This is a genomic window from Acinetobacter sp. AKBS16 (genome assembly GCF_002899995.1).
GTDB lineage: Bacteria > Pseudomonadota > Gammaproteobacteria > Pseudomonadales > Moraxellaceae > Acinetobacter > Acinetobacter baumannii.
In genome coordinates this window covers 22,383-43,088 of record NZ_POYH01000062.1, presented here as the reverse complement: position 1 = coordinate 43,088, position 20,706 = coordinate 22,383, and the positions used below count along the sequence as shown (strand labels likewise).

Here is a 20,706-nt window from a genome sequence, read left to right as displayed (position 1 = left end):
TGGCATAGGGCACACCTCATAAGTTTAAAAAGTCTAACTTATGGGGTGCAGTTCAGAACGGGAGGGGGACATCTTCGGATGTGCTGATTTTTGGGTAAATCAGTCTGCTAACCCCTTTTCGTTTCGCCACCATAATCATTTAGCAGTGATGTGGCGAAACTTCTTTCTTACCCAAAGGAGTTCGCACATGCGTACTATTTCTTATTTATTGGCTTTTGCCAAATTCTCTTTATTTATACCGCCGGAACAGTCTTTAAAACGGCTCTAGGTTTTCTACACCTTAAGAATCGTCACGACTAAAAAATCATATCAACAACAAAACTCGAGATAGGCGAGCACACCACTTGTGCGGCTTTTGCATGCCTGTATTTAGCACTCATTTTAAGAGTGACGGCATTTCTATCTCTGTACATACAACAAGAATTTATAACGGTAAAACTATGCCAAATTTAGAAACCTCTTCCAAAAAATTACACATTATTCGTACCGCTATTCGTTTGTTTACCACACATGGATTCCATACAACAGGCGTAGACCTGATTGTCAAAGAATCAGAAATACCGAAAGCCACCTTGTATAACTATTTTCACTCAAAAGAACGACTTATTGAAATGTGTATAGCTTTCCAAAAAAGTCTACTTAAAGAAGAAGTGCTTGCGATTATCTATTCAAGCCGTTATTGCACGCCAACCGATAAGCTCAAGGAAATAGTAGTTTTACATGTTAACTCTAACAGTCTGTATCACTTGCTACTTAAAGCTTTGTTTGAAATTAAAGTGGCTTACCAGCAGGCTTACCGTATGGCAATTGAGTATAGAAAATGGCTGACTCGTGAAATTTTTGAACTGATTTTTAGCTTAGAAACACGTGCCTTAAAACCCGATGCCAACATGGTTTTAAACTTAATAGATGGCTTGATGTTCGGGTTTTTGAGTACAAAGAGTTTGGATGAAAGGGATGTGGTGGTGGAGTATTTTTTTAAGCCAACTTGTTTGAGGTAAATGAGTTATTTAAATAAAAGGATGTATGGTTTGCTTGATTTTTATTAGATGAGCAGACCATATACACCCTGCAATGATGTGAGCTCATTACTCAGGTTAGATCAAATAATTAGATGTAACATAATGTTTATATTATAAAAATTAATATTTTTGACTTTGTGGCGATAATATTGCTATTTTATTTTTACGCTAATCGTAAATAGATTACGTATATCATAATTAAAATGGAATTAATTTAAAGCGAGTCATGGAGAAAGGAATACCATGAAAGAAATTGTATTAAGTGATTTGATCAATCAGCAGAAAGTTGGACCTTATCAAAAGTTTATTTTGGTTACCTGCTTATTACTAATGATTATGGATGGGTATGACATTCAGTCCATGGCTTACGCAGCCCCACTGATTATAGAAGAATGGGGTGTTCAAAAATCCATGTTGGGAGTGGTGTTTAGTGCAAGCTTGTTTGGTTTGTTTGTTGGATCATTTTTATTAAGTTCACTTTCTGATCGTTTTGGTCGCCGTCCGATACTACTGATCTCGACCTTTATATTCTCCATATTGATGCTGTTAACACCACATGTAGGCAATATTGAGCAATTGACCGTAATCCGCTTTGTTACAGGAATTTTTTTAGGCGGTATCATGCCAAATGTGATGGCTTATAGCTCCGAAATTGTTCCATATCAATCTCGTATTTTTACCATGATGGTCATTTCTTGTGGCTATACGGTAGGGGCAATGTTGGGGGGCGGAATATCAGCCTTACTAGTTCCTTGGGGAGGATGGCAGGCGATTTTTTATTTTGGCGGTATTATCCCTTTAATTATTTTCTTTATCACATTCTTTAAGTTGCCAGAATCTTTATATTTTTTAAGTGAAAATAGCAAAAATAGCTCCAAAATTTTGTTTTGGTTAAAGAAGTTTTATCCAGCATTAACATTCAATGCAGAGATAAAAATCATCAATAATACTGAGGTTCAGGTTAAAAAGTCACCGCTTGAGTTATTTAAAAATCAGCGTGCGTTTTTTACCTATTCCATCTGGATCATCAGTATTTTAAATATGATCAGTTTATATTTTCTGGCAAATTGGCTACCGACTTTGGCCAAAGAGTCCGGGCTTTCATTAAATCAGGCATTGTTGATCGGCTCCACTCTACAATTAGGCGGTACGATTGGTAGTGTGGTGATGGGTCTTAAAATTGATAAGACAGGATTTTATAAAGTATTAATTCCTGTTTTTTTGGTTGCAGTAATTAGTGTTGCTTTAATTGGCTATTCTGTTAGTCATATCGTTTTATTGTTTATTATCATTTTTATTGCCGGCTTTGCCATTGTTGGTGGGCAACCTGCCATTAATGCTTTGTCGGCCAGTTATTACCCAGTTTCACTTCGTACTACAGGGGTGGGCTGGAGTATTGGAATTGCTCGTTTGGGTTCTGTCATTGGGCCGTTATTTGGCGGTTATCTCTCTCAATTTCTGGTCATTACCCATTTATTTGTGATTGCTGCCATACCTTCGCTATTCGTCATTATCATGCTGATGATTCAGGCCAAGTATCGGTCATAATACGGTCTACATACAGAATTTACATAGTGCACATATAGACCGTAATTATGATCGGTGAGTAGCTAAAGAGAGTTGGTCACAAGCTACTCATTGATTATTTAACTCGATACCATGTTTGGTTTCGGCCAATTATTTAGCTTTTAGATTTGAAGAACATCATTTTAGAGCTGTGTATCTCGATAAAACCAATTTACACAAGCATCTGCCAAAATTTGTGTGGTATCAAAGCTCACATCTAAAATTGGAGACTGGATTGCATGTAACCCAATGGGAATTTCTGTACAGGCTAAAATAATCGAACCCGCACCTTTATCTATGAGTCTTTGGCTTAACTCTTGAAAAACGATACCCGCTTTTGCCGTTTCGTTGCGTTTTACAGCATAAACAGCGGGCATAAATTCCTGTTCAATTTCTTCATCTGAATTAATAATAAAAGGGATGCTATGTTTGCTTAACTCAATTTGATACAACTGAGTAGAAAGGGCACCTTTGGTTGCCAATATTCCGACTTTATCACCAGATTGATAATTCTTTAAAATCTGTTGCACCGTAATTTCAACCATATTTAAGATTTGAATATGGGTGTGTTGCTGTAAGTCAGAATGCCAAAAGTGTGCGGTATTACACGGAATTGCGATTTTAGAAACACCGCTACGCTCTAAAATTTTTAGTCCATGTAACATGGCATTTAAAGGACTTTCACCTAGGTTTTTAAGTGCAAGTTGTCGGTCAGGAATACCGCCGTGATTCCAAACGATTGTTGGAATATGTTCCTGATCTTTAGTGGCAGGGCTTGTATCGAGCAGACGCTGTTGAAAATCAACAGCAGCGCCCGGTCCCATGCCACCCAAAATTCCAAGAGTGGGGAGTTGTGAAAATTCTGTCATCTTATAAACGGTATGCATCTTTGCTAGAGAAGGTTTTACGATAACCGAATAAGCCTACGGCACCGCCTGTATGAAGGAAAATCACTTTGTCATCTTTAGTGAAATGGCCCTGACGAATGAGATCAACTAAGCCCGCAAAACCTTTACCTGAGTAAACAGGGTCAAGCAAAATACCTTCAGTTCGAGCCAGAAGTTCAACTGCTTCAACCATGCTATCAGTTGGAATACCGTAGCCATCGCCAACATAGTCACTATTTGCAATCACTTTTTCACGAGCAATAAGATCTGCGTTTAAACCAAGATGTTCTAATGTTGCGCGAGTAAGTTTATAAACATTTTCTTCTTGTTTAGATTTTTCAGCACGAACACTAATACCCAAGACTGGTAAGTTTGAGTGAGTTGCCGCAATACCTGCTAAAAGGCCAGCTTGAGTACCCGTACTACCTGTTGCATGTACAAGATAAGTTGGTGCGAGTTGAATCTGGTTAAGTTGGTTAATTAATTCAATTGCTGTTGAGACATAACCTAAAGCACCAATAGCGTTTGAGCCACCGCCCGGGATAATGTACGGACGCTCACCTTGTAGTTCTAATTCTTTTGCTTTGGCTTCTAAAGCCGCCGCCATGTCTGTGCCACCCGGAACAACCTCAATTGATGTTGCGCCTAAAATCTCATCGAGTAATAAGTTGCCGTTATTGTAATATTCCTCTGTACCATCACTAACGCGTTGTTCGAGTAAAACAGATGCCTTTAGGCCAAATTTATTGGCTGCTGCAATCGTTTGGCGAACATGGTTAGATTGAGTTGCACCTTGAGTGAGTACATGTGTGGCACCTTTTGCAAGTGCATCACCAATTAAAAATTCTAATTTTCGGGTTTTATTGCCACCTGTAGCTAACCCTGTAGCATCGTCTCGTTTGATGTAAATCTGCGGACCATTTAACGCTTTAGTTAAGTTAGGTAAAAACTCTAGAGGAGTAGGCGCATGAACCAGTTGAACGCGCGGCAAATGACTTAATAACATAATAATGTCCTAAAATTTTAGTGTATGTAATCAATCATGCGACTTACTTCTTTACGCATAATTTCTAAAATATGTTTTTTGGTTTCAATAAATTCCTGCTGTGGCGCAATATTTTCAATGGTGCGGTCACGAGGTAAATTTACTTGAATATCTTCGGCGATGCGGCCAGGGTGACCTGCCATTAAGATAATGCGATCTGCTAAAAGTAGAGATTCATCAATATCGTGAGTAACAAATAAAACGGTAGTTTTATTGTCTTGCCAAAGCTGAGTCAGTGTTTCCTGCATCAAAATACGTGTTTGGGCATCTAAAGCTCCGAAAGGTTCGTCCATCAATAAAATCTTTGGCTTCATAACCCAAGCACGGGCAAGCGCAACACGTTGCTTCATACCGCCTGAGATTTGCCAAATGCGATGGTTTTCAAACTTCTTTAAACCCGTTTTTTCTAAATAATATTCAGTTTGCTCGGTAATATATTTAGGCTCAGCTTTTGATTGCTTAAGTGGAAATTGAATATTTTCTTTTACTGTGAGCCAAGGAAATAACTGAGCCTGTTGGAATACAACAGCTCGGTCAATGCCCGGAGCTGAGATGGTTTGACCATCTACATAAATGTCACCTGAAGTTGGTTTTTCAAAACCAGCAAGTAAGTTCAAAATAGTTGATTTACCACAGCCAGAAGGCCCAAGTAAGCAAACAAACTGACCTTCAGGAATTTTCAGATTAATATCTTCTAAGACCGTATTTTCCGTTTTGTTCTGTTTAAATATTTTCTGAACATTATTTAGCTCAATAAATGGTTGAGTCATTATGCTTTTCCTGTCCAAGGGGCCCATTTTTGCTGTGCTTTCACAATGAGCCAATCTAAAATAAAGCCAATTGTTCCAAGTAAAATAATCCCGACAATGACAACATCTGTACGTAAATAAGAACCTGCATTAATAATCATCCACCCTAAACCAGAAGTCGCTGCAACCATTTCTGCTGCAATTAATGATGTCCAGCCGATACCAATAGATAAACGAATAGTGAAAATTTCAGGAAGTGAAGAGGGTAAAATGACACGGAATAAGATTGCTGTTTTTCCTAAGCCCATCGTTTGTGCTGCTTGAATCAAACCATATGGAACGTTTTGGCTTGCTGCGGTTGCACCCACAATGACGCTAAGAAAAGTTGCAATAAAAATAAGGAAAAATTTAGATTCCTCGCCAATCCCTAGCCACACTACAACTAAGGGGATTAAGGCAATTTTGGGAACAGGGCGTAAGAATTGTACAAATGGATCTAAAACGGCATTAAGTACAGGACTACGGCCCATTAATAATCCCAAAGGCACACCAATAACGATTGCAACGAAGAATGCAAAGAAGGCACGCGCCGTGCTGACTAAAATGTGTTGATAAAAAGGAGCATCTCGGTAACCGTTTTTAAATAAATCTAAAACTGTATCTAAAATTTGTAGAGGAGAGGGCAACAAAATTGGTGAGACAAGTTTATATGTACACACAAGCTGCCAAATAATCACAAAAGTGATTAGCGATAATGTACTAATCACTTTTACTTTAAACGGGTTCAACTGAATCATCTCATAACCTTATTTTGTCGCTTCAATAAGGTATTTACTGTCGATATTAGGCGCATAACTCTTTGGAACATCAGATTGTTTTAGCTCGCCAATACTGACTAAAAATTTAGCAATATCTTGGGTGGCTTTAGCCAAGCCTGAGTTTTCATCATTTGATGTCGCACCTAAATATTTTTCAGAGGCTTGATCTTTTAGGGGAATATATTCGATACCAGCAAGTGTAGTTTCGACTTGGTCATAGGGAAGACTTAAGTATTTAGAGATTTTTTCAGAAGCAGCTTTAGGATCACGTTTATATTCATCAACTTGATCTTGGTAAGCTTTCAAAAATTTAATAACAAGGTCAGGGTGTTTTTCTGCAAACTCTTTACGGACAGCGAAGTTGTTATAAACCAAAATACCTTTTTCATTCAGCGTTGTTGTACGATAAATTTCTTTACCGCCTTCTTTCTCTAGCTGTTGAGTAAATGGTCCCCAAACATAGGCTGCATCAATATCACCACGTGTCCATGCAGAAACAATTTCAGCAGGCTTAAGTGGAATTAATTTGATTTTTGATTTATCAATTTTATTTAATGCAAGGGCTTGTTCTAAAGCATATTGTGCAGTGGAGTTGGCAGGGAAGGCAACTTTTTTACCAACTATGTCTTGCAGGTTTTTAATATCAGGACGAACAATTAAACGTTCTGCACTAGAAATTAGACCTTCCAAACCAATGATTTCAATGGGTAATCCGCGAGTAATACCTGCAACAGCTGGGCTTGAGCCAAAACGTGCAATGTCAATTTCATTTGCGGCGAAGTAATTAATTACATCTGCACCCGAAGCAAATTCAACCCACTTAATTTTTGTACCTAAAGCTTTTTCAAAATCTCCATCAGCTTTACCAAGAACCCAAACTCGGGGACCGCCACCCCAAGCAAAACGTACTTCTTTCGGTAGTTCAGCAGCAGGCGCAGTTTGAGAAGCTTCTGCCTTAGTTTCATTATTCTGCTGTGAATTATTTCCACAACCAGTTAAAAGTGCAAAGCTGAGAACCCCTACTGATAAGACAGCATTTTTTAAGTGAAAATGTGTTCCAAACAACATTATATTTCCAGTAGTTTTCGAAATTTATTCGATCTTAGTGAAAATTTATGATTAATAAAAATATGAAAAAATGGAATGGATATATGCAAAGATGAGTTTATGTTTATGAATAAAAAAGAATTATTTATCACTTAAAATTGGTAGTTATCTTTTGAGTTGAAATTGGGGCATGAAAAAAAATAGAGCTTTTTAAAATTACTTATTTATAGGTTGAGTACATAATTAAAGTTATTAATTAACTTAAGGATATTTAAAAAATTACATGGCTTTTGAGGAAAATGATGACTTCAAAAAAACCATGCAATTTTATAAACAGCACTTTAAAGCGATTAAAGCTTATTTAACTCGATACCATGTTTGGTTTCGGCCAATTGCAGAAATACCAATGTAGCCGCGAGCGGTAAGTTTTTCCCCATCTGGTGATACTGTTACACTAAAACGATAAGTTTTGTCTGACTGTGGGTCGAGAATAGATCCTTTGTCATATTTATTTTGACCTACGTTTTTTAAATTTTTGACAATGGTTAAACCAATTAAAGATTTATTTTTATAAGTCCCTTCACACATCGTACATTTATTGGCTTCGCTTGGAACAAGGATTTTTTCAATATTTGCGGATAGAACTCCATTTTTGTCTTGGCTAAATCTTACTAGCGCTCTCGGTTGATTGGTGGCATCATCAATAGTTTTCCAAACACTGCCATGTAGTTTGTCCGAAGCAAATGAATGAACCGAATAAAAGCTGAATAAAATTAATAATAAATATTTTTTCATATCAAATGTTTCTCTAATTAAATATGGATGGCTTTAACTGCCAAAATGATTCATTTTAAATTTAACTTCACAGTCTTCTTAGTATTGATCTATAAGCTAAACAATATGTAAAGTTATAATCTATTTGTCTGAATATTATTTTGAATACATTACTTATGCAATTGCGAGAATGGACAGAATTATAAAAAGAATTTCAAAGTCATTTAGTTAGTATTGAATCACAGTCTGCAATATTCAGTTTTATGACAAAAAATCCTGAAACTGTTTCTTTACTTTAATCATATTTACGGGTAAATGGCTCTTCCTGAAAAAAAGAGCCATTTAAATTGATAGATAGAACTAAGCACCACGCATTAGTGCTGCTACTGCTTTTTCTAGAAAGTGTAGGGTAACTGGTTTGAGCCAAGTACCGTCAGCAAGGCTTGGTTCATTTTGCATTGCTGTACGGATCTTTTCTTGAGTACTTGGATTTTGGCCAGTATAACCTTGTAGCATAGAGAGCCATTGCTGTGCCAAACGCTTTGCTCCTTCACTATTCGGTTTAACCTCAGCGTCAATCAATTTCTCAATATCGACTAATAGTTGAGGCCATTTTTTCATTTTGCGAACATAATTTTCCTTTAAAAAAGCAAACTCATTATCAGATAAATAACGAGCAAAAATACTCAGCTTACTCTCTGAAAAGGCCTTAAGTAAAAACTCAACAACTTCAGGCATTACTCCTAATTTTTCCTGAAATTCAGGTTCTGCTGAATTGATGTTATTTAATTTAACAAGCCATTCTGGATTGGTGCGCGTATTCTGCTCAAGTGTTTTCATCCACTTATGGGCGAGCTTTTGAGCGGTTTCACTGCTAGATGATTCTCCAGCATTAAATAGTGCATTTGCTGCTTGAGTTAACTCTTGCCATTCTTGGTGGCTTTTAGTACCTGATTGTAAAAATGTAAGCTTTTCAAGTTCTTCTTGCGTAAAGTATTTCTCGTACATTGCTATAAGCTCCAGCATATTTAGCCAATCCTCCAAATCAAGTCCTTCACCATTGATGAGCTGAGATTTCAATTGTCCAAGCTGATTTCGCAATTTTTTCTGCTCTGCCAGTCTTTGATCAATTGCTTGAATCTGCTGATCAATAATCGGTAAAAGCGCAAGATTGGGGTCTTCAAGAACCGTATGGATTTCGGCTAACGACATTCCCAGTCCTCGTAGTGCTTGAATCTGATGCAAACGAGCAATGTCTTTAGGGGTGTATAGTCGATAACCAGCATCGGAACGGACCGAAGGCTGGAGCAAACCGATATCGTCATAGTGATGAAGAGCACGGACAGTAAGTCCTGTTTGCTTAGCCAATTCACCAACTTTTAACAGCATCTTTTTAGCTCCTTATTCCTTAGGCGTGTTTTATGCTAGAGGCTTACGTTACGTAAGGGTCAACTACTTTAAATCATAATTTTTCATTATTTTTTCTTTATTCACTCTTCAAATTTATTTTATTCATTGTTGGAGTATCTTAAGCAAGATTAGGTAAGCCAGTTTTTTTGAATAAAAATGACTTCAAGTCATTTCAGTCATGGAGTGGCAATATATTTAACAAATCAACAGCAATCGATACTCGCCATCTTTTTCAACAGGTGCTCTATGAACACACGGTAAAACCTTTTGAGTTGGATGATCTACCGCTAAACGCCAAATATTTCCAATACCTAAATTTATAGATTGTGCATCGGGTTTAGGCTGATAATGTAAATCAAAAAAATACTCTGCTAAAAAGCTTTCAAATTCGGCTTCTGGGCCGTCATGTAAAGCTTTGAGCTTTTCTCTAATTTCAGGAATTAAAACTTTTTGTTCAACCTGATCATTCGGCACAATATCGCTAGCAGCGCCGTGATAAGTACATAAGAATGTGTCGGTTTCAATAGGGGAACGATCAACATGAAATGAATAGACATCTGTTGAAATAAAATTGAGCTCTTCATCACGTTCATAATGCTTAAGTAAATTAAGTACAGGTGATGCACCCATATCAGTTAAGAGCTGCATGTCTTTTAAAATAATATCTCGAGCCAAATCACCTTGTTCTGAAAGCTCAAGTGCTAACAGGTCTTCAGTAGAAATTTCGGTAATATTTTCTTTTAACTCAAGTTTAGCCACAATTTCTTTAAAGTCGCCCACCAAATTTCTGTACCAACAAATAGCATTCTTATTTCCCTGAAAATGTGTATTCACAAGTTCAGCAAAAGTAGATACCACTTCAACTTGCTTGTGGTCAGAAAATGTATTTGTCATATTAAAGTTAAATGGCTCAAAATCTTGCCAATCATACACCCTTAGTGCTTATAGGGCTGCAAGCAGTAGCCAAAATTTGCTTAAAAAATGAAGGTAATGCAAGAAAAGTACAATAATGGTATGAAGTTTTGGTTAGGCGTGCTTATTATAAATTGGCTTTGAATAACTGAGAAAAGGTAAGAAGTCGACTATTTTTATAGTCATGCAAGGAATAAGAAAAGTTTTGAAGTAATAAGGTCACGAGGAAGATATGGAAGGAATTAAAACAATCGGTGTGGTTGGTGTCGGTGTCATTGGTGCAAGCTGGACAGCATTATTTTTATATAAAGGCTTTAAGGTAAAGGTATATGACCCTTATCCAATAGACGAAGAATTATTTAAAAAGAGAATACAGGCAAATCTTAGTGATTTGCTCGCTTTAGATCAGCAAACAGATTCAATTCATCATTTACAAGATATTTTTCTAAATTTAGAGCTTTATAACAACTTAAAAGATGCGGTGATTGATGTCGATTTTATTCAAGAAAATGCACCGGAACGGTTAGATTTAAAGCAAAATTTATATCAAGAAATCACTTCATATTGCCCTGAAAAAACACTAATTGCTTCAAGTTCTTCAGGTCTAAAAGTTTCTGACTTTCAAAAAGATGCAACTCATCCCGAGCGTATTTTTTTAGGTCATCCATTTAACCCACCTCATCTGTTACCTTTGGTTGAAATTGTGGGTGGAAAATTAACAGATCCGCAAATTTTAAAGAAAGCTTCCGAGTTTTATCAAAGTTTGGGTAAGCATCCGATTGTTTTAAATAAAGAAGTTAAAGGACATGTAGCAAATCGTTTACAAGCTGCTTTGTGGCGAGAGGCATTTTCACTGGTTAACGAAGGGGTGTGTTCAGCAGAAGATGTTGATATCGCAATCACCAGTGGGCCTGGGCTGAGATGGGCTTTATTTGGCCCCTACATAAATATGGAACTTGCCAATCAGAAGGGATTTAAAGAGGCAATTCACCATTTAGGACCGCCTATGACCGAATGGTGGAATGATATGCAAAATTTTCAGCACTCTGAAGAAACTACTGAGTTGCTAGAAGAACAAACTAAAGAACTTTTAACACATTATAAAGATGTCAATTTATCTCAGAAAAGGGATAAAGGATTGGTCGATATTTTAAAATTGAGACAAAAATTAGAGTTGGATTAAGCCAGTTTTTATGAAAACCGATAAAAAGTCACCTAAAAAAGTATAGAAGTATTGATCCATTATACTTCTATATGCTGTTGATTTTATATTCAGCAACCGCCCTCTAGGACGGTTTTTTAAATGAAGTCGGAGTTTCTATCTGAGCATTTAAAAAGTAGTGAGCAGTTTATAAAAACCAAATGCTTATGCTATAAAAATATTCAAGTAATTAATTCTGTAGTCCATGCATCATAACTGTAAACCCAGTCAGCATTTTCTTGGGCTTTCACCCATTGATTGCCTCTCGAACCTATCTGTATTTTTGCCGTACATTCCTTGCGAGAATTCTCATAAGTTTGTAAGGCAATTTTTGCTTCTAACTTTGAAGATATATTAGATAAACTTCGAACTAAAATAACTGCATCTTCGATAGCCATTCCTGCCCCTTGAGCCATAAAAAAGGTAGCATTGGATGACAGGCATCGCCTAATAATGTGACATTATCAACAGACCATTTTAATAAAGGATCTCGTTCATATAGAGCACTTTTGAAAGTGGTTTCACAAGCTTGAAGTAATGCCCTTGCATCTTTATAAAAATTAAGGAGTTCTTGAAGATCCCCCCGCACTAGTCCAAGATTTCTCAGTCCAACTTTCTTGCCCGATTGTTGCAAATATAAAAGTTTCTTTACGTTGATTTAATGGGAAAGTGACAATTTGTTTTTGTGGAGTATCACCCCACCATTTAATAAATGCTTCTATTTCTGGGATATGTTTAACTTTTTCTGTAGATACTACAGATCTAAAAGAAACAATTCCTGTAAATCTAGGTGACTCTGCACCAAAAAGGGCTGTACGAACTGGCGAATGGATACCGTCTGCACCAATAACTGTATCGTAATTTAATCTTTCCATAATCTCATCTCACCAAATGATCTTAAATTTGGTAGAGCTAAAGTTTTATATGTAAAATAATTTATTATATATAAAACAACATTATTTTCTATAATTATGAATCTTATCTAGATAGGTTAAGACAATGCAATAAACCACAAATGCAGAAAATTTTAGCTCAATTTCTAAGAGATGATGTAATCTCGTGGTCATCTCAAGTCATTTATAGCTGGAAGCAAACCTTCAAAGCTAATAGTTTGACTAAAATTCACCATGAATATAAACCCTTGGTGGGCGGTTCAGTTGCTCTCTATCCAGATGAATATAACCAGCAATTTTGTATGGATAAACAATTTAAGCAAGGCTTAAAAAAAGCCAGTGCAGAAAATTCGCCGTTTAGTGCTTTGGGCTATATTTTGACGACGGGTGCAAATTGGGCAAAGCCGATTGAAAATTTTAAGCTCACTATTGAGCGAGATAAAAATGAATTAGTGTCATTTTGTTGGGATGGACCAGTCAAAAAGATTAGCCCAACTCAATTTCAAATGATCAAAACCAAGTTTGTGCCTAAAAAAGATTTGGATATTATTTTTGTGAGAGTGAAATAAGCCAAATTCAAATAAAAACGAATAAATGGGTAGCCTAACTCAGCTAAAAGCTTACATACTATAAAAGTAAAGGAATTTTTAAGACAGGACGAAACGTGAATTTAAAGAATCTTGAAGCATTTTACTGGGTGGTGACTTTAAATAGCTTCAATAAGGCAGCAACTAAATTACAAACCACGCAGCCTGCGGTATCTCAAAAAATCACATCTCTTGAAAATGAATTAGGTTTTAAAGTTTTAGACCGAAGCTTACGGCAGTTTAAACTGACCCATAAAGGCATGACCTTATTTAAATATGCCGAAAAGTTTATGCGTTTAGAAACTGATTTGGTCGCAGAACTTACCGAAAATCAGCACCTGACCGGAACCATACGTTTAGGCGTTTCTGAGACTATCGTGTATACGTGGTTGGTTGAATATATCGAAAAAGTTCAACAGGAATTCCCAAAAGTTTCGGTTGAAATTGTGGTAGATCTGACCCCTAACTTGCAAGAAGGGGTACGTACAGGCGACTTGGACATGGCCTTTTTGCTTGGGCCAACTTTGGCTTTTGAATGTATTGAGCAGTCGCTTTGTAACTTTGAACTGAGTTTCTTGGCGGCGCCATCTTTTAAAGGTGGAATTGGGCAAATGTCTTTTAAAACCTTAATGTCGCATACCATTTTAACCTATCCAAAAATTACCTATCCCTATAAAGAATTAAAGGCAAAAATGAAAGAAAAGGGGATTGATGAACCACTTTCTATTACCAGTTATTCTTTAGCGACGTTATTGCGTCTAGCAGAGCAAGGTTTGGGTATTGCGGTCGTGCCGACCTTAACGGCATTAAAGGAAATTACCGACGGACGATTGGAAATATTAAATACGCCCATCCGTTTAAAAACCTTTCATTTCACGTCTATTTATATTCATGGTAATGACGTTGCTTTGAAAGAAAAATTAACTGAAGTAGCGGTTCAGGTTTCAGAAAGTGCCATGAAAAGACTCAATGAACAAATTAAAAAATAAGATATTTCTTGAATGCTTTTTATCCTTATTTTTTCTTATTAAAAAAAGCTGTTTTGTAGGTAAAACGATAAAAGCAGCTTATGTACTTCAATAAGTAAAATTTATCCTACTCTTTATTTTGAAGATAAGTTTATAAAAATCAAAAGTTTAAAATTTTAAATTTCTGTAAAAAGTCTTATTGTTCGTAGGGATTAGCTATGTTTTTATTTTAAACACAAGATTTGATCACCGATTATGTTAATTGGGGAACAGGGAATCTTTGTCATTTAAAAGGATTAAAGAATATCGTTTGGGACAAAAAATGATGTTCTTGATTCAATTTGAAAATAGCGTTGTTAAGCTCAAATGGATGAGGAACGCATTAATATGTCTTTACTGAAATCTTCTTTTTTATCAGATCGCCAATGGGCCATTGTTGCCTCAATTTTTATGATGGCGACCTCTGCAATGGGGCCAGGATTTTTAACCCAAACTGCTGTATTTACAGTTAAGTTAGGTGCTGCATTTGGCTTTGCAATTTTAATTTCTATTTTGATTGATTATGTCGTCCAACAAAATATCTGGCGAGTGGTGACACTTACCCAGATGCGTGCATCAGACATTGCCAATAAAGCCTTACCGGGTAGTGGTTATTTACTGGCGTTTCTGGTGATATTGGGTGGGTTTTTCTTTAGTGTCGGTAACATTGCAGGTGCGGCTTTAGGTTTAAATGCACTTTTTGGCCTAGACACAAAGTGGGGTGGTATTTTAAGTGGCGCCTTAGCCATTTTGATTTTTGCTTCTAAAAAAGCAACGCTTGCCATGGATAAAAGCATGATCGTGTTGGGATTGCTTAAAATCTTACTGATTATTATTGTGGCCGTCATTGTAATGCCTCCTGTTGGGCAAGCAGTTCAGCAAACCTTTGCTCCAGACCAAATCGACTTTGCCATTATTACCACCATTGTTGGCGGTACAGTTGGTGGTTATATCTGTTACGCAGGTGCGCATCGCTTACTCGATAAAGGCGCTGTTGGACCTGAAAATATTAATGAAGTTGCCAAAGCTGCGACCAAGGGCATTGTTGTAGTCGGCATCATGCGTTATGTGTTGTTCTTGGCTTTTTTAGGTGTGGTAGTAAGCGGTGCTCATATTGATTTAGCCAGTCACGATGCCAATCCGGCAGCCCAAGCATTCCAATATGCGGCAGGCACATTTGGTTTTAAATTATTTGGTTTAATTTTCTGGGCAGCTGGTATTAGTAGCACGATCGGCGCAGCATATACCTCAGTTTCATTCTTTACTGCATTTAAAAAGAACTTAACACCAAAACAGATCAACTATACGACCATTACCTTTATCGCATTAGCGTTATTGCTCTATGTGTTATTGGGTGCAACTCCGGCAGGCTTACTCATTTTCGTAGGTGGTTTTAACGGATTGGTGTTGCCAATTGGTCTTACAATTTTTGTGTATGTGGCTGCATGCCGTAAAGATTTAATGGGTAATTATAACTATCCAAAGTGGTTGCTTATTTTAGGTGGATTAACATGTCTGTTAACGTGGTGGATGGGCTATATGTCATTTACGACAGTATTTAATTATTTGACCAAACTTTAAGCCAGACGACATGAATTGATAAAGGAATAATGCCATGTTTGTAGATTTAAATAGTGATTTGGGCGAAAGCTTTGGCTCATGGAAAATGGGTAACGATGACCAGATTTTACCTGTCGTGACCAGTGCGAACATTGCTTGTGGTTTTCATGCTGGTGATCCGCTCGGCATTTTAAAAACAGTTCGTAAAGCGGTTGAACTTGGCGTGACCATCGGTGCTCATGTGTCTTACCCAGACCTTGTTGGATTTGGCCGTCGTAATATGGATTTGTCACGTGACGAACTGATTGCCGACGTGCTTTACCAAATTTCTGCGCTCGATGGTTTAGCGAAAGTGGCAAACTCAAAAGTGCAATACGTTAAACCACATGGCGCGCTCTATAACACCATTGCACATGACCAAGCTCAGGCAGCAGCAGTGATTGATGCCATTAAAATGTATAACCCTGAACTGGTTTTAGTGGCTTTGGCGGGTTCAAACTTAGTCGAGCAAGCACGAGCTGCTGGTTTAAAAGTTGTATCAGAAGCTTTTGCAGACCGTGCCTATAACAGTGATGGTTCATTAGTTTCCCGCCGTCTAGAAGGTGCGGTTTTACACGACTCGGCATTTGTTGCGAGCCGTGTAGTGTCTATGCTTAAAAATGGTGGAGTTGAGTCAATTGATGGTGTATTTACCCCAATTCAGGCTGACACGATTTGCCTACATGGTGACACCGAAGGTGCACTAGAAATGTCGGCTGCCATTAAAGCCGAGCTTGTAAAAAATAATATTGAAATCCGCCCGTTTGTAAATAAAGCATAAGGAAGAGCGCAATGTATAAGGATATTAAAGTCGACCCAGCTCAGCTTGAAGCCGCGTTAAATGCGCGTTTAAAAATTCGTGCTGGTTTCGATAAACCAACGGCAGGCATGGCGGCTGGCATGACGCAGGTCAACATGATTTCGGTGCCAAAAGAGTGGGCATATGACTTTTTACTCTATGCGCACCGTAACCCGCAAAGCTGTCCAGTGCTTGATGTGCTCGAAGAAGGCATCTATGCAACTAAGCTTGCCGCAGACTCAGACATCCGAACCGATTTCCCTCGCTATCGCATTTGGAAAGATGGGGAAATGGTCGATGAAGTGACCGATGCGAGAGAGATTTATAATGCTCATCCTGATTTGGTGACTTTCTTGATTGGTTGCAGTTTTTCGTTTGAAACCGCTTTGCAAGAAGCGGGTATTGAAGTTCGTCATATTCATGATGACACCAATGTGCCGATGTATCTAAGCAATATAAAGTGCGAACCGGCAGGGCGTATTTCAGGAAATATGGTGGTTTCCATGCGACCAATTCCATCTCATCAAATTAGTGAAGCGGTAAAAATTACAGCGCGTATGCCAAGTGTACATGGGGCACCTGTACATATCGGGCACCCTGAAAGCTTAGGTATTAAGGATGTAAATAAACCTGACTTTGGTGATGCTTCACGCATAGAAGCGGGTGAAATTCCAGTATTTTGGGCATGTGGGGTAACACCGCAAGCAGCAGTCATGAACTCGAAAATTCCTTTTGCCATTAGTCATGCTCCGGGTTACATGTTTATTACCGATATTCCTGACCGTGCTTGGATGGGCTAAATAGCTAAAGAAGAATTAAAAAGGATAAGCAAATGCGTTTTTTATCGGTAAACGCCGATTGTTTTCTGATTGAGCTTGCGAGCTTAGAAGAAACATTGGCGTTGTACAATAAATTGCAAAATACGCAATTGAATGGAATTAAAGACTTAGTCCCCGCTGCAAAAACAATTTTGGTTTTTTTTAATGAGATCGAAACCAATTTTAAAACGCTAGTTGTTTCAATTCAGAGCCTCAAAATTGATTCTGGATTTGAGCGTAGCGGCCAAGAAGTGATTGTGCCGATTTGCTATAACGGCGAAGACCTTGCGCAAGTTGCCGAGTTACAAGGGCTGACTGTTACTGATGTGATTAGAAAACATCACCAAAGCGTGTGGAATGTGGCTTTTATTGGTTTTGCGCCGGGCTTTGCGTATATGAGCAGTCCCGATAAGCCTTTTACCGATATTCCACGCTTAACGGTTCCCCGTAAAAAAATACCGTCAGGCTCTTTGGGGTTGGCTGGAAAATACTCTGGTATTTACCCAAAAGACAGTCCGGGTGGTTGGCAGCTGATTGGTACAACAACAGAAAAAATGTGGGATTTAGAGCGTAAAAATTGCTGTTACCGGGCATGACTGTACATTTTGAAGATGTCACGCATCGTCCAACTACGGTGACTGTACCGCAGCAAATCACACGTAAGGCTGAGCCGAAACAATCGGTGCCACTATTTACAATTACTGCGCCAAGTTTACAAATGCTTATTCAAGACGAAGGGCGTTTAAACCAGACCAATATTGGTGTTGGCGTGGCTGGTGCAATGGATTTACCTGCCATGCATAGTGCCAACCGTATTGTGGGTAACCCAACCGATACACCTGTCATTGAAGTTTTAAATGGCGGCCTAAAAGCCAAAATGCAGCATGCAGGCGTTATTGCGGTAGCAGGCGCAATCTCAAACATTCGTGTGAAATTTGCTGACGGTCAAACCGCAGACTTTGCAAGCTATCAACCGATTGATTTGGATGAAGGCGATGAATTTCACATTCAACCACCAACAGCAGGCTTAAGAAACTATCTGGCCGTTCGTGGTGGTATAGACGTTGAACCAGTACTCAATAGTGCTTCGTTTGACAGCTTGGCGGTATTAGGGCCAGAACCATTAAAGCTTAGAGATACCATTTATCAAGGACAGGTGAAGGCGACCAACATTAGTGTAAATGAAGTGGGTAAAAGTGATTTGCCAAAAGCTGGCGAAGTCGTTGAGCTAGATATTGTGATGGGACCGCGTACTGATTGGTTTGAACAAGACAGTATTGAGCTGCTCTGTCAGCAAGAATGGCTCGTGACCAATGAAAGTAACCGCGTCGGGCTAAGACTTTCAGGTGAACAGCCTCTAACTCGCAAAATTACCCATGAACTGGAAAGTGAAGGTACATGTATTGGTGCTTTGCAGATTCCACCGAGTGGCCAACCCGTTTTGTTTATGAATGATCACCCTTTAACGGGCGGATATCCGGTCATTGCCTCTGTTGCTAAACACCATTGGGATTTGGTGGCACAGATTCCGGCAGGTTGCCGCATCAAATTTAAAAAAATTGCCGAATTTACAGATTTTGAGAATGAATGATGAATACAGAAAAATTATTGATTGCTAACCGTGGTGAAATTGCCGTTCGTATTATTCATGCTTGCCGTGACATGGGAATTTCGTCAGTCGCGTTATATGCAGATGACGATATTGGTAGCATGCACGTCGAACTTGCAGATGAAGCATGGGGCTTGGCTGGTGCGACTGCCAGTGAAACCTATTTAAATATTCCAGCCATTATCGAAGTTGCAAAAAAATCAAAAGCGACGATGGTGCATCCGGGTTATGGCTTTTTATCTGAACGTGCCGAATTTGCCCAAGCTGTGATTGATGCAGGTTTAAAGTGGGTAGGACCATCTCCAAGCGCTATTGAAAAACTAGGTGATAAAATCGAAGCACGTAAAATTGCTGCTTCAGTCGGTGCGCCGTTGGTTCAGGGTACGCAAGACCCACTCAACAATGCAGATGAAGCTTTAGAGTTTGCCAAACAATATGGTTTACCAATTGCCATTAAAGCCGCGTTTGGTGGTGGTGGGCGTGGCTTAAAAGTCGCGTGGAAACTCGAAGAAGTCAAAGAGCTTTATGAGTCGGCAGTACGTGAAGCAAAAGCGGCCTTTGGCCGTGGTGAATGTTTTGTCGAGCAATATCTTGATAAACCGCGCCATGTAGAAGCGCAAGTAATAGCCGACCAACATGGCAATATTGTGGTACTTGGTACACGTGATTGTTCTTTGCAACGCCGTAACCAAAAGTTAGTCGAAGAAGCGCCCGCGCCATTTATTAGCGATGAGATTTATCAGCAAATTTTAAGCTCGGCAAAAAATATTTGTCAGGCTGCAAACTATGTGGGTGCGGGAACAGTTGAATATTTACTGAGTCGTGACGGCAAGCTTTCTTTCTTAGAAGTAAACACACGTTTGCAAGTTGAACACCCAGTGACTGAAGAAACTTCCAAAGTCGATTTGGTCGTTGAGCAAATTCGCGTGGCTCAAGGCCATAAGCTTTCTATTAAAGAAACACCGAAAGCTCAAGGTCATGCCATTGAGTTTCGCATTAATGCCGAAGACCCAGCACGTGGGTTTATTCCGGCCTTTGGTATGTTGAGTTTGTTTGAAGCGCCGTTTGGTAACGGTGTACGCGTGGACACTGGCGTTCGAACTGGTTCATTGGTATCTAGCCACTTTGACTCACTCATGGCAAAACTGATTGTCACTGGTCCAACCCGCGAAGTTGCAATTGCCCGTGCGAAACGTGCTTTAAAGCAATTTAAAATTGAAGGTGTAGCTTCGGTTTTAGACTTCCACCGTGCGGTACTCAATGAACCTGGCTTTACCGATGAATTTAATGTACATACACGCTGGATCGAAAATGACTTTAAACAAGAGTTAAAGCCAACCAAACGCGGCATTCCAAACCATCAACAACCAATGCTGCTCAGCTACATTGAAATTGATGGCAAGTTACACCGTCTAGGTTTACCTGCGGGCATGTTTGCACAAGGGCCAGCAACCGCCGTTCAAGCCCAAACAGCCGAGCCAGAAGTCAGTGCCGAGCATTTACTGGCACCCATCAATGGTGTGATTAGTGCTTGGAAAGTTGAAAATGGTGAGCAGGTCACCGAGGGGCAAGTGGTTGCCATTATGGAAGCCATGAAAATGGAAGTTCAGGTACTGGCACACCGCAGTGGCGTTATTCAGCTTAGTGCCGAGAAAGGGGCGACCTGTCATGCAGAAACTGCTATTGCGAGTATTCACTAAGCTTTGAACAGTTTTAAATTGATTGAGTCTTAGTTCGCTAAGACTCAACATAACCTTTATCTATCAAGTTGGTGAGGAATTTTTTCTACGTTGTCGTTAACGAATTTCGTCTTGAAAAAATACAGTAATTATGAGATATTTGTCACAGTTTGGTGATACTAAAAATTAATCACTGTATTGAAAGCTCGCATATGCGGGCTTTAATTTTTAGCCCAGTTTAAGCATTTCTCACTTAATGAGCTGGCAGCATAAAAACAATTTGA

General features: G+C 38.7%; 18 protein-coding genes and 2 pseudogenes. 10 read left to right on the top strand and 10 right to left on the bottom strand.

What is annotated here, in order from left to right; translation table 11 throughout:
• Window positions 1-440: 440 nt before the first annotated feature.
• Together C1642_RS11080 and C1642_RS11075 are read left to right on the top strand one after the other, a co-directional pair.
• The gene (locus C1642_RS11080; RefSeq protein ID WP_002070076.1) at window positions 441-1,001 is read left to right on the top strand and encodes a TetR/AcrR family transcriptional regulator; all 561 of its coding nucleotides are present in this window, start codon (window positions 441-443) and stop codon (window positions 999-1,001) included.
• 264 nt (window positions 1,002-1,265) lie between these two features.
• Window positions 1,266-2,570 carry an MFS transporter gene (locus tag C1642_RS11075; RefSeq protein ID WP_078202305.1) on the top strand — a complete coding sequence of 435 codons (1,305 nt, stop codon included), beginning with the start codon at window positions 1,266-1,268 and terminating at the stop codon, window positions 2,568-2,570.
• A 161-nt stretch (window positions 2,571-2,731) separates the two neighbouring features.
• Here the strand turns inward: C1642_RS11075 and C1642_RS11070 are convergent, their stop codons facing one another.
• From C1642_RS11070 to C1642_RS11035, 8 genes are all read right to left on the bottom strand, one after another.
• A complete protein-coding gene (locus tag C1642_RS11070; RefSeq protein WP_025466915.1) occupies window positions 2,732-3,457 on the bottom strand; it encodes an aspartate/glutamate racemase family protein in 726 nt (241 codons plus the stop codon).
• 1 nt (window position 3,458) lies between these two features.
• The gene (locus C1642_RS11065) at window positions 3,459-4,481 is read right to left on the bottom strand and encodes a D-cysteine desulfhydrase (protein ID WP_000926997.1); all 1,023 of its coding nucleotides are present in this window, start codon (window positions 4,479-4,481) and stop codon (window positions 3,459-3,461) included.
• Between the two features lie 17 nt (window positions 4,482-4,498).
• Window positions 4,499-5,290 carry an ABC transporter ATP-binding protein gene (locus C1642_RS11060; protein ID WP_000193340.1) on the bottom strand — a complete coding sequence of 264 codons (792 nt, stop codon included), beginning with the start codon at window positions 5,288-5,290 and terminating at the stop codon, window positions 4,499-4,501.
• Window positions 5,290-6,066: an ABC transporter permease gene (locus C1642_RS11055; protein WP_103236341.1), complete on the bottom strand. Its 777-nt coding sequence runs from the start codon at window positions 6,064-6,066 to the stop codon at window positions 5,290-5,292. Before C1642_RS11055 ends, C1642_RS11060 begins: the two co-directional genes overlap by 1 nt.
• Window positions 6,067-6,075: 9 nt before the next feature.
• A complete protein-coding gene (locus tag C1642_RS11050; protein ID WP_103236340.1) occupies window positions 6,076-7,155 on the bottom strand; it encodes an ABC transporter substrate-binding protein in 1,080 nt (359 codons plus the stop codon).
• 336 nt (window positions 7,156-7,491) lie between these two features.
• On the bottom strand, window positions 7,492-7,929 hold the full coding sequence (locus C1642_RS11045; protein ID WP_000760391.1) for a DUF2147 domain-containing protein: 438 nt from the start codon (window positions 7,927-7,929) through the stop codon (window positions 7,492-7,494).
• Window positions 7,930-8,268: 339 nt separating this feature from the next.
• Window positions 8,269-9,297: a MerR family transcriptional regulator gene (locus C1642_RS11040; protein ID WP_103236339.1), complete on the bottom strand. Its 1,029-nt coding sequence runs from the start codon at window positions 9,295-9,297 to the stop codon at window positions 8,269-8,271.
• Between the two features lie 216 nt (window positions 9,298-9,513).
• Window positions 9,514-10,212, bottom strand: coding sequence for a DUF1826 domain-containing protein (locus C1642_RS11035; protein WP_103236342.1), 699 nt, complete (start codon window positions 10,210-10,212; stop codon window positions 9,514-9,516).
• A gap of 250 nt (window positions 10,213-10,462) precedes the next feature.
• Here C1642_RS11035 and C1642_RS11030 point away from each other — a divergent pair, with 250 nt between their 5' ends.
• Complete coding sequence (locus C1642_RS11030) at window positions 10,463-11,413, top strand: 3-hydroxyacyl-CoA dehydrogenase NAD-binding domain-containing protein (protein WP_103236338.1); 951 nt, start codon at window positions 10,463-10,465, stop codon at window positions 11,411-11,413.
• 200 nt (window positions 11,414-11,613) lie between these two features.
• Here the strand turns inward: C1642_RS11030 and C1642_RS11025 are convergent, their stop codons facing one another.
• Window positions 11,614-11,829: a hypothetical protein gene (locus C1642_RS11025; protein ID WP_228153835.1), complete on the bottom strand. Its 216-nt coding sequence runs from the start codon at window positions 11,827-11,829 to the stop codon at window positions 11,614-11,616.
• A 162-nt stretch (window positions 11,830-11,991) separates the two neighbouring features.
• Window positions 11,992-12,306, bottom strand: a complete 315-nt coding sequence (locus C1642_RS11020) for an FAD-dependent monooxygenase (RefSeq protein ID WP_002011334.1) — start codon at window positions 12,304-12,306, stop codon at window positions 11,992-11,994.
• Window positions 12,307-12,395: 89 nt separating this feature from the next.
• On the opposite strand from C1642_RS11020, the pseudogene C1642_RS11015 reads away from it, so the two are divergent.
• The 7 genes and pseudogenes from C1642_RS11015 to C1642_RS10985 all read left to right on the top strand — a co-directional run.
• Window positions 12,396-12,893, top strand: a pseudogene (locus C1642_RS11015) (DUF4424 family protein); the annotation flags it as partial.
• 95 nt (window positions 12,894-12,988) lie between these two features.
• The gene (mumR, locus tag C1642_RS11010) at window positions 12,989-13,900 is read left to right on the top strand and encodes a LysR family transcriptional regulator MumR (protein ID WP_001049897.1); all 912 of its coding nucleotides are present in this window, start codon (window positions 12,989-12,991) and stop codon (window positions 13,898-13,900) included.
• A 345-nt stretch (window positions 13,901-14,245) separates the two neighbouring features.
• Window positions 14,246-15,499 carry an NRAMP family divalent metal transporter gene (locus tag C1642_RS11005; RefSeq protein ID WP_103236336.1) on the top strand — a complete coding sequence of 418 codons (1,254 nt, stop codon included), beginning with the start codon at window positions 14,246-14,248 and terminating at the stop codon, window positions 15,497-15,499.
• A gap of 34 nt (window positions 15,500-15,533) precedes the next feature.
• Complete coding sequence (locus C1642_RS11000) at window positions 15,534-16,298, top strand: LamB/YcsF family protein (RefSeq protein ID WP_103236335.1); 765 nt, start codon at window positions 15,534-15,536, stop codon at window positions 16,296-16,298.
• Window positions 16,299-16,309: 11 nt separating this feature from the next.
• On the top strand, window positions 16,310-17,116 hold the full coding sequence (locus C1642_RS10995; RefSeq protein WP_103236334.1) for a putative hydro-lyase: 807 nt from the start codon (window positions 16,310-16,312) through the stop codon (window positions 17,114-17,116).
• A 32-nt stretch (window positions 17,117-17,148) separates the two neighbouring features.
• Window positions 17,149-18,725: pseudogene (locus tag C1642_RS10990) on the top strand (5-oxoprolinase/urea amidolyase family protein).
• Window positions 18,725-20,443, top strand: coding sequence for an acetyl/propionyl/methylcrotonyl-CoA carboxylase subunit alpha (locus C1642_RS10985; protein ID WP_103236333.1), 1,719 nt, complete (start codon window positions 18,725-18,727; stop codon window positions 20,441-20,443). The pseudogene C1642_RS10990 and the gene C1642_RS10985 overlap by 1 nt, the downstream one beginning before the upstream one ends.
• Window positions 20,444-20,706 lie beyond the last annotated feature (263 nt).

What these genes read in the sequence shown, in the direction of transcription:
- C1642_RS10995 (WP_103236334.1), top strand. Translation starts at nt 16,310, where the DNA reads ATGTATAAGGATATTAAAGTCGACCCAGCTCAGCTTGAAGCCGCGTTA.
- C1642_RS10985 (WP_103236333.1), top strand. Translation starts at nt 18,725, where the DNA reads ATGAATACAGAAAAATTATTGATTGCTAACCGTGGTGAAATTGCCGTT.
- C1642_RS11000 (WP_103236335.1), top strand. Translation starts at nt 15,534, where the DNA reads ATGTTTGTAGATTTAAATAGTGATTTGGGCGAAAGCTTTGGCTCATGG.
- C1642_RS11075 (WP_078202305.1), top strand. Translation starts at nt 1,266, where the DNA reads ATGAAAGAAATTGTATTAAGTGATTTGATCAATCAGCAGAAAGTTGGA.
- C1642_RS11040 (WP_103236339.1), bottom strand. Translation starts at nt 9,297, where the DNA reads ATGCTGTTAAAAGTTGGTGAATTGGCTAAGCAAACAGGACTTACTGTC.
- C1642_RS11070 (WP_025466915.1), bottom strand. Translation starts at nt 3,457, where the DNA reads ATGACAGAATTTTCACAACTCCCCACTCTTGGAATTTTGGGTGGCATG.
- C1642_RS11020 (WP_002011334.1), bottom strand. Translation starts at nt 12,306, where the DNA reads ATGGAAAGATTAAATTACGATACAGTTATTGGTGCAGACGGTATCCAT.
- C1642_RS11065 (WP_000926997.1), bottom strand. Translation starts at nt 4,481, where the DNA reads ATGTTATTAAGTCATTTGCCGCGCGTTCAACTGGTTCATGCGCCTACT.
- C1642_RS11005 (WP_103236336.1), top strand. Translation starts at nt 14,246, where the DNA reads ATGGATGAGGAACGCATTAATATGTCTTTACTGAAATCTTCTTTTTTA.
- C1642_RS11055 (WP_103236341.1), bottom strand. Translation starts at nt 6,066, where the DNA reads ATGATTCAGTTGAACCCGTTTAAAGTAAAAGTGATTAGTACATTATCG.
- C1642_RS11050 (WP_103236340.1), bottom strand. Translation starts at nt 7,155, where the DNA reads ATGTTGTTTGGAACACATTTTCACTTAAAAAATGCTGTCTTATCAGTA.
- C1642_RS11025 (WP_228153835.1), bottom strand. Translation starts at nt 11,829, where the DNA reads ATGGCTATCGAAGATGCAGTTATTTTAGTTCGAAGTTTATCTAATATA.
- C1642_RS11080 (WP_002070076.1), top strand. Translation starts at nt 441, where the DNA reads ATGCCAAATTTAGAAACCTCTTCCAAAAAATTACACATTATTCGTACC.
- C1642_RS11030 (WP_103236338.1), top strand. Translation starts at nt 10,463, where the DNA reads ATGGAAGGAATTAAAACAATCGGTGTGGTTGGTGTCGGTGTCATTGGT.
- C1642_RS11035 (WP_103236342.1), bottom strand. Translation starts at nt 10,212, where the DNA reads ATGACAAATACATTTTCTGACCACAAGCAAGTTGAAGTGGTATCTACT.
- C1642_RS11060 (WP_000193340.1), bottom strand. Translation starts at nt 5,290, where the DNA reads ATGACTCAACCATTTATTGAGCTAAATAATGTTCAGAAAATATTTAAA.
- C1642_RS11045 (WP_000760391.1), bottom strand. Translation starts at nt 7,929, where the DNA reads ATGAAAAAATATTTATTATTAATTTTATTCAGCTTTTATTCGGTTCAT.